This is a genomic window from Brevundimonas sp. UBA5713 (assembly GCF_002419815.1).
GTDB lineage: Bacteria > Pseudomonadota > Alphaproteobacteria > Caulobacterales > Caulobacteraceae > Brevundimonas.
In genome coordinates, this window is the sequence record NZ_DIGV01000002.1 from 1 (window position 1) to 7,744 (window position 7,744).

General features: G+C 62.9%; 6 protein-coding genes. 2 read left to right on the plus strand and 4 right to left on the minus strand.

Annotated features, from left to right (window positions below):
* Positions 1–821: hypothetical protein (locus B3B04_RS00065; RefSeq protein WP_292038477.1), on the plus strand; the 821-nt coding region annotated here is incomplete at its 5' end.
* A 70-nt stretch (positions 822–891) separates the two neighbouring features.
* On the opposite strand, the gene B3B04_RS00070 is transcribed toward B3B04_RS00065, so the two are convergent.
* From B3B04_RS00070 to hfaA, 4 genes are all read right to left on the minus strand, one after another.
* A complete protein-coding gene (locus tag B3B04_RS00070) occupies positions 892–3,777 on the minus strand; it encodes a M16 family metallopeptidase (protein ID WP_292038480.1) in 2,886 nt (961 codons plus the stop codon).
* A 169-nt stretch (positions 3,778–3,946) separates the two neighbouring features.
* Positions 3,947–5,182, minus strand: coding sequence for a holdfast anchor protein HfaD (gene hfaD / locus B3B04_RS00075; RefSeq protein ID WP_292038482.1), 1,236 nt, complete (start codon positions 5,180–5,182; stop codon positions 3,947–3,949).
* On the minus strand, positions 5,109–6,122 hold the full coding sequence (gene hfaB, locus B3B04_RS00080) for a holdfast anchoring protein HfaB (RefSeq protein WP_292038483.1): 1,014 nt from the start codon (positions 6,120–6,122) through the stop codon (positions 5,109–5,111). Before hfaB ends, hfaD begins: the two co-directional genes overlap by 74 nt.
* Positions 6,119–6,577 carry a holdfast anchoring protein HfaA gene (gene hfaA, locus B3B04_RS00085; RefSeq protein WP_292038485.1) on the minus strand — a complete coding sequence of 153 codons (459 nt, stop codon included), beginning with the start codon at positions 6,575–6,577 and terminating at the stop codon, positions 6,119–6,121. The genes hfaB and hfaA overlap by 4 nt, the downstream gene beginning before the upstream one ends.
* A gap of 156 nt (positions 6,578–6,733) precedes the next feature.
* Between hfaA and B3B04_RS00090 the strand changes: the two genes are divergently transcribed.
* Positions 6,734–7,351: a rhomboid family intramembrane serine protease gene (locus B3B04_RS00090; RefSeq protein ID WP_292038486.1), complete on the plus strand. Its 618-nt coding sequence runs from the start codon at positions 6,734–6,736 to the stop codon at positions 7,349–7,351.
* The last annotated feature ends 393 nt before the right edge of the window (positions 7,352–7,744 follow it).

A 7,744-nucleotide genomic window follows, 5' to 3' on the forward strand; every position in this document is an offset into this window, starting at 1 on the left:
GCGCCAACTGGCACCCGCCCAAGCCGCCCGCGCCGCCGCCCGTCCCGCCCTATCATGGCTGTGTCGGCGGGGGGTGCACCCCGCCCAGCCCGCCAACGGGCGGGGGCTGCTATGGCTGTGCGCCGCCTGCACCGCCGGTCGTGTGCTGCGGAGGCGGCAACCTGAACGTCAACGTCAACATCAACAATGTGAGTGCGGCGGCCAATGCCAACGCCAGCGCCAATGCATCGGCACGGGCCTATGGGGGCGCGCGGGCCGGTGCGACGGTCATCGTCGGTGGCGGCGGCGGGGCCTATTTCAACGTCGATCAGCCCTATCCGCTAACGGCGCAGGGCTTGTCCGTCGAGGGCCGCGCGGCGGAAGTCGTCCGCACGCCGGTGGTTATGTCCCGCCGTCAGGAAAAGCGTGTGCGTATTCAGGCTGTCTGCCTGGATGACCGTAATGTGCCGCATCCGGCCTCGCAGGTTCGCCCCGGCAAGGATGTGGCGGGGACCTATAATGGCGAGATCTATCGCTGCATCGCGGGCACCAAGCTGCAATACACCATCACCGACATCGACGGTGGCCCGGGCGAGACCCTGATCTGCAACAAACGTCAGGCGCTTTGGTATGACGGCAAGCAGCTGGAGTGCCGCCCCGAGCGTCCGGCGCGCGACTGCAACGAGCGTTCGCTGCTGCGCCGCTATGGAGCGGGCGTGAAGGAGCTGCTGCTGGTCCGTGAAGAGACCTATACGGAGTACAGGGAGGACATCGTCGAGCGTTCGGTCATTTCGGCCGGATCCATGATGATGGACGGGGGCGTAGGCGGGCGCGTTTTCTGATCGACGCGACCCCTGCGATAGGAAAAGGCCCCGCCGAAAAGCGGGGCCTTTTTTGTATCAAAGCGCCGGATCAGCGCGCCGCGGGTAGGACGTCGATACGGATCGTTTTGTCCTTTTGCAGATAGGTACGCGCGGCATCTTGAATATCGGCGGCGGTGAAGCTCTCGATCGTCGGGATGAAGTTGGCGATCAGCTCTTCGCTCTCCGGCTTGCGGTGCAGATTGTTCAAGGCACCCAGCCAGAAGGCGTTGTTGGCCTGACTGCGGCGGTGACGCTCCAGCATGGGGGTGCGGGCCCGCGCCAGTTCGTCATCGGTGACAGGGTTTTCGGCGAAGCTGTCGATCACCTTGTCCACGGCGGCGTAAAAGTCGGCCACCCGGGCGGTGTCGACCTCGGCGACGATGCCGATGTAGCCATAGTCACGATAGGTGCTGGACGAGGTGGAGCCGACGCTGGGCGAGTAGGTCAGGGCCTGTTTTTCGCGGATTTCTTCCAGTGCGCGCAAGCTCAGCACTTCGGACATGAGGGCCACGCGGCGGGCCTCGCGGCGATCACCGAAATTGTCGGTGCCCTTGAAGTAGACAGCCGCGCCGGCTTGTTCGGGCAGGCCGTTGTGGGTGATGCGATACGGCTCTGCGCGCGGGGCGGGCAGGGCGCGTTGATCGGACCCCTCTGCCGGTTGAGGCAGGGCGGAGCGGGTCGGCAGCGCCCCGAAGGTCTTGCCCACTACAGCGATGGCGTCTTCAGGCTTCACATCGCCGACGATAGTGATGTCGATCGGGCCAGCCGACAGGGCGTCGACCACATCGGCCTTGATCCGGTCGGCAGTGAAGGACTGAACCTCTTCGACCGTCGGCAGGCCCGCGCGGCGATCATTCTGGCTGAGGATGACCGGAACCTCCATGCTCAGGGCCCCGCCGACCGTGGCGCGCGACTGCTCCAAAATCTGCGGATATGCGGCCTTCAGCCTTTCGAGCGGGGCGGGTCGCAGGGCAGGATCGGTAAAATAGGCGGCCATGACCTGAAGCTGCAGTTCCAGGTCTTGCGGACGGGTAGCGCCCGACATCGAAATCTGGTCTTCGCCGACGCCGAAGCCGACGCTGTAGGTGCGGCCCGTCAGAACATTGCTGAGTTCATCGGCGCTCAGCTTGCCCACACCGCCCGCGGTGAAAACATTGCTGGCGATGTTCAGCGGGCTGTAGCTGTCCTTCGGCAGGCCCAAGTCGCCAACACCGGTGGCCAGTGAGATCAGGATCTGGTTCTGGGTGAAATCGGTAGGTTTGACGATCAGACGGACGTTGTTGGGGAAGGTGTAATAGGTGGCCTGAACCTGATTGAAGTGACCCGTCGTGACCGGCGCGGTCGGGGTGCCAAAATCGGTATAGGTCCATTCTTGCCGCGCGGCGACTTCACGCGCAGTCACCGGGACGCGCTGGCTGTCTTCCAGCACCTGTACCACGCCTGCTTCGCCGCCTTCGATGGGCACCGGCGTAGAGACCAGTGCCAGCGGGCCATAGCCTTGCAGCGTCTCGGTCAGCAGACGGTTGATCTCGGCCACGTCCAGCGAGGCGACCACCTCTTCAAACAGCGCCAGATCATCCGCAGGAGAGGTTGGTATGCTGTCGCCATTGACGTGATTGAGAAGGCCGGCGGCCAGGGCACCGGTTTGCTGGGTATCTGCGGCTTGCACAGCATTTTGCAAAGCGGTGCGGATGTTGGCGATCTCGCGATCCAGTTCGACCTGACTGACGCCAAACTCGACCAAGCGACGTTTTTCCTGCTCCAGTGTCTGCAGGGCGCGCGGCAGGCCGCCCGGATTGAACGAAGCCGACAGCGATGTGGCCTCGAAAGACTTCAGGAAGTCACTGGCCCCGCCGCTGGCTCCGCGGAACGGCGGATCATCCTGACGCGACATCTCGCCGAGGCGACGGTTCAGCACGGCGAAACCGAGGTTTCGCAGGGTGGCTTCGCGGCGGTTGGCGCGGTTGTCGGGTTTTTCTTCGTAGTCTTTGATCCAATAGAGGCTGACCGAGGAATCAACACCCGGCTCGACCAGTACGCTGGCCGTGGTACCGCGCGGTTCCGGCTTGCCCAGATCGGGTTCGGCACCGTCTGGGTGCGTATTGGTCCAGTCTTCGAAGGCGGTGCGGATCTGGCCTTCCATAAAGTCCGGATCAAAGTCGCCGACCACGATCATGGTCGCGCGCTCGGGGCGGTAATAGGCGCGGTAGAAGTCGATGAAGCGTTGCGCCGGTGCGGTGCGGATCACATCCAGATCGCCGATGGGCATGCGGTCGCCGACCTTTTGGTTCGGTGCCAGCAGGGCCAGTTGGGCCTTGAGGTTGCGGAAGCCCGGCGTATCGCGCGAGCGGGCCTCGCCTACCACCACATTGCGCTCGGCATCGATGTCTTCGGTACGCATCAGGGCGCGTGACATCTGTTCGCGCAGTATCCGCATGGAGGTGCCGACCACCTCTTCATCCGCGCGCGGCAGGTTCAGGGTGTAGTAGGTCTGATCGAAGCTGGTTCCCGCATTGGTGTCTGCGCCGAACGCCAGACCCAGACGCTCCAAGATACGCAGCATCTCGTTTTCAGGGATGTTTTCGGTGCCGTTGAACAGCATGTGCTCGGTGAAGTGGGCCAGACCCTTTTGCTCGTCTGTCTCGTTCAGCGAACCGGCATTGATGTGCAGGCGGATGGCCGCCAGACCGGGCGGGGTTGCGTTGCGCATGATGACATAGCGCATGCCGTTCGCCATTCGGCCAAAGCGCAGGCGGCTGTCAGGCGCCAGATCGCTGGCTTCGTGCGCCCACGGCTTGGCAGACGGAGCTGGGGTTTGCGCGGCGGCGGCGGGCGCTTCGGCATGGGCCAGATGCGGCAGGCCGGAAGCCGTTAGAAGAGCCAGCGTCGAAGCAGCGGAAATCAGCACTGTGCGCACGGGGCGACGAAGGGACATGGGCAACCTTTGCGAGTGTGCGACCGTCCTTTGTGGGACGGTCACAAAAAATGTCGAAGCCAATCAAGCTCCGTACTCGCGGAAATGTTGCAGCAGTTGTCCGGCCGGACAACCGATGAAATGTGACTTTAAATTTAGAAAGCCGGGATTACGGCCTCCACAGCGTCCGTTACTGCGGACGCGTCACATAGAAACTGGCGGCATTACCGGTGGCGGTGGTGCCGGTGATCAGGGCGCGGCTGTTGCCGGTCAGGGTCGAGGTAGCCGTGGCGCTCACGGCACCCTGGTTGATCTGGCTGTTGGTGGCGCGCACCACGCCGCCACAGTCGGAACAGGCATATCCCGTCACACTGTTGCCGGTGGCATTGGCCCCGATATAGGCGTCATAACCATTATGCCCGCGCAGGTCGGCTTCGACCTGAACCCCGCCGGTGTTGATCTGGCGGTTGTCGACCTCGACCCAGATGTCGGCATTGCCGACCGTCGCCTCGTTGCCCACGCCGTCGGCCAAGGCGCGCAGGTCGCCATAGTCATAGGCAAAGGTGCGGGCGCGGCTGGTGACCTGACCATGGCTGGTCTGCTCAATGCCGACGACCTGAGAGCCGCCTGCATTATATAGTGCGGCGCGGTTGCCTGCGGCGGATGCGGTCGTCGCTGCCTGATGGGCATTGGCGAGGCTGGAGACGCTGCTGGCGCTGGTCCAGGCCTGATTGTCCTGAGTAACGGCGATGCGCTGGCCCGATGATCCGGTGCCAGCGATCTGCACATTATTGGTGGTGGCCTCGGCATGGAACTGCGACGGGCCGGGCACATAGCGGGCGGGGGCATAGGTCTCGGCCACGGTCGCCTGTGTAGCCAACTGGCGTACAGTGCCGGTTACGACTGTATTGCGGCCACCGGCATGCAGGCTGTTGCTATAGGCCGCCGAGGTCATGGCGATGCCGTTCAGATGGTGGGCATCAGGATTGTCCAACGCACTGGCAGCGCGGGCAGCTCCGTAGGCCGCCTGTTCGCTGTCTAGGGCCAGACGCGCATTATTGGCCGCCACCGAGGTGTCGTTCACCCGCGCCTGCGTTACCACAGTGGTGCGGCCATTGCCTTGCCCCGCCATGTTCAGACGTGTTTGGGTGACAGCGGCGGCAAAGCCCGTCTGGCGATTGCGGAAAGCCAGATCCTGACCTTCGGTGCCGCCGATGATGCGGTTGCCGATGGCGGCATTGTTCACCGTCACCTGTTGGCGCGCATCGACCACGTTCAGGGTCTGGCCGCTGAGGACCTCGCCCAGTTGGATTTGTTCGTTCAGGACGACCGAGCCGTCCTGCGCGGCGGCCTTACTGGCCAGCGCGGCGCACAGCGCTGTCACGGCGATCGTGCCAGCGAGACGGATCGGCGCGGGTTTGGCCATTGTTCGTGTCCGTGTTGGGATAGGTGGGGTAGTAGCCGCCCGTCGCGCCCACAGCCGTGGGGCCCAGCGGGTCGTTTTCGGGGCTGAGGCAGATTTCGGGGCCGGGGGCCCCGTACAGATTGGCCATGAACTCGACCGTCGCGCGCTCGACCAAGGCCCGCACGCTCAGCTGCACCGGCTCCAGACCGCTGCCACCGGCTGAGATGTCAAACACATTGCCGTTCAGGAAGTCGAACACGCCCGCCGAAATCTCGCGGCCGATGATCTGCTTTTGGTAGGAGACCACATCCACCACTTCCAAGGTGGTGGTCTGAACCATGCGCAGATCGATGGCGATATTCATGACAAAGACACGGCCTGTCAGCAGGCCCGATCCGCCATTGTTTTTCACCTGACCCATGGCCGCATCAAAGCCTGCCGAGCGGATGTTGTAGTTCACCTCGGTAATGCCGCCGACAATATAGAAGTCCGAGCCGGGCACCTGTCCGGCCAGAATGCGGCGATAGCCTGCCTCTTCGGGTTGGCCGTTCGGCTGGTCGTCGCTGATCAGGCGGTTATTGGCATAGCGCAGCTCAAGCTCCGACACCGAGGTGTCGTAACGCTCGACCAGACGTGCGCCAGCCTTGGCCAGCGCAGAGTTGGCCATCAGGGATGCGCCCTGGGTGATCTGGCGCCCGCCGTCAGAAGATATGGTGCCGGTGTAATCGCTGATGCGGCCCACAGCCATGCGCGGCGAGGGGAGGTTATAGCGACGCGCATAGTCGGCCAGACAATATAGCGCCGTCGAATAGGGCGTGGGGTTCGCCGTCACCGGCGCATTGCCAATTGGGCTGGCGTAATAGCCCGACGATCCCGCAGTGGGACTAACGCAGGCTGACAAGGTCAGGCCAGCCGCCAACACGCCAAGGATATTGGATGCGGGGGAGAACAGAAACTTCATGGGAAGACCAATGTGCCGTTGAGGACCGTGCCCGCCGATACATTGCCGGTGTTGGTCTGGTTGGAGTTGACGACGACGGTGTTGCGGCTGCCCTGAACCACGACGTTCAGGCTGTTGCCGATGGCGGTGGCACCGCCGATGGCCGTGCCGCCCTGGCCGGACTGACCGGCATTGGCACCGGCACCGGCACCGGCTGTGGCTGAGGCGGCCCCGCTGGAATAGCTGCTGGCTCCGGCCTGAATGATGCCGTTGACGATCAGGCGGTTGCCGTTGGCATCACGGGTCGAGCCGTTGTTCGGACGCGCGGTGGTATAGCGCGCTGCGCCATATCCCGCCTGAAACGGGGCCATGGCGCTGCCGCCGCCCGATTGGGCCAGCACAGGTAGGACACAGGCCCCGTTCAGGGCCAGTCCTAGGGCCGTTAGCGCAGCCAAAAATCTAGGGTTGAACCGCATTGGTACATCTTTCCCGCTTCTTGCCGAAGGCGCAGCAACGGGCGTGCCATCAAAACGGAACAGCAGTCGGTGCTTGTGATCGGGCGGTCGCTCGTCCATCCATAAACGATGCAAGATACGCCTACCGATCCGATGTCACCGCGTGCCAAAGAGCCGATGTTCAACATTCCCTTCCTGCCCATGTTGGCGGCGGTCGGGTTGGTCGCGCTTTATGCGGTGCAGGGAGACGTGAATCAGGCAGCCAATATTCTCGGCTTCCGCTCGACCGATCTGGGGCAGGGCCACTACACCGGCTTGATCACGCATATGATTGTGCACGGCAGTTGGATGCACGTGCTTATGAACTCGGTTGGAATCATCGCTTTTGGCGCGCCCGTCGCCCGCGATCTGTCGCGTGGCGTAGCTCCGCTTGCGTGGATTGCGCTCTTTATAATGTGCGGCATTGCCGGTGCCTTGGGCTATGCGGCGGTAAATATGGGCAGCGCGATTCCCATGATTGGCGCATCGGGCGCATTGTTCGGCCTGATCGGTGCCTCGCTTCGCTTGATGGCGGGACCGGGCATTCTGATTCCGCTCTTCCATCCAATGGTGATCCGCAGCGCTGTCGCGTGGCTGGCGGTCACGGTTCTGGTCGGGTTGGCCGGTGGTTTTCTGGCTGGAGACTCGGCGAGGGTCGCCTGGGAGGCGCATTTGTTCGGATTCCTCGCTGGAATCGTTCTGATCGGACCGATTCACGCGCTGTGCGGTCTCAAACATCCGCCTCTAAGAGGTTGAATGAGGCCGTTACAGCGTTATTGCGCCACAATCTGCATGGGTTTTGCCGCATTTGGCGTTGGAATAGCTAGAATTCATCCCCAAAGGCCGCCTCGCTGTGGATCATTTGCACAATAGGCGATTCAACGCTTGAGCTTCGGGGGAGGGCTCACTACATACACATCAACGGCGGCGGCCACTTCCTCGGATCGGTTCGCAGCCACTGCCAATCTCTCAAACTAGAGTTTCGGCGCTTCACCGCGACGGACTGGGTTTGAGGTTTTCGGACTTCCTTCTTTAGAAGGCGCTCTGAAAAAGATCGAAAGATCGGGTTGACACGGAGACGGGGGATCGGTAGATACCCGCCTCCTTCGAAGCGGCTCCGGCCGGTTCGGTCGGGTCGAAAAGTTCTTT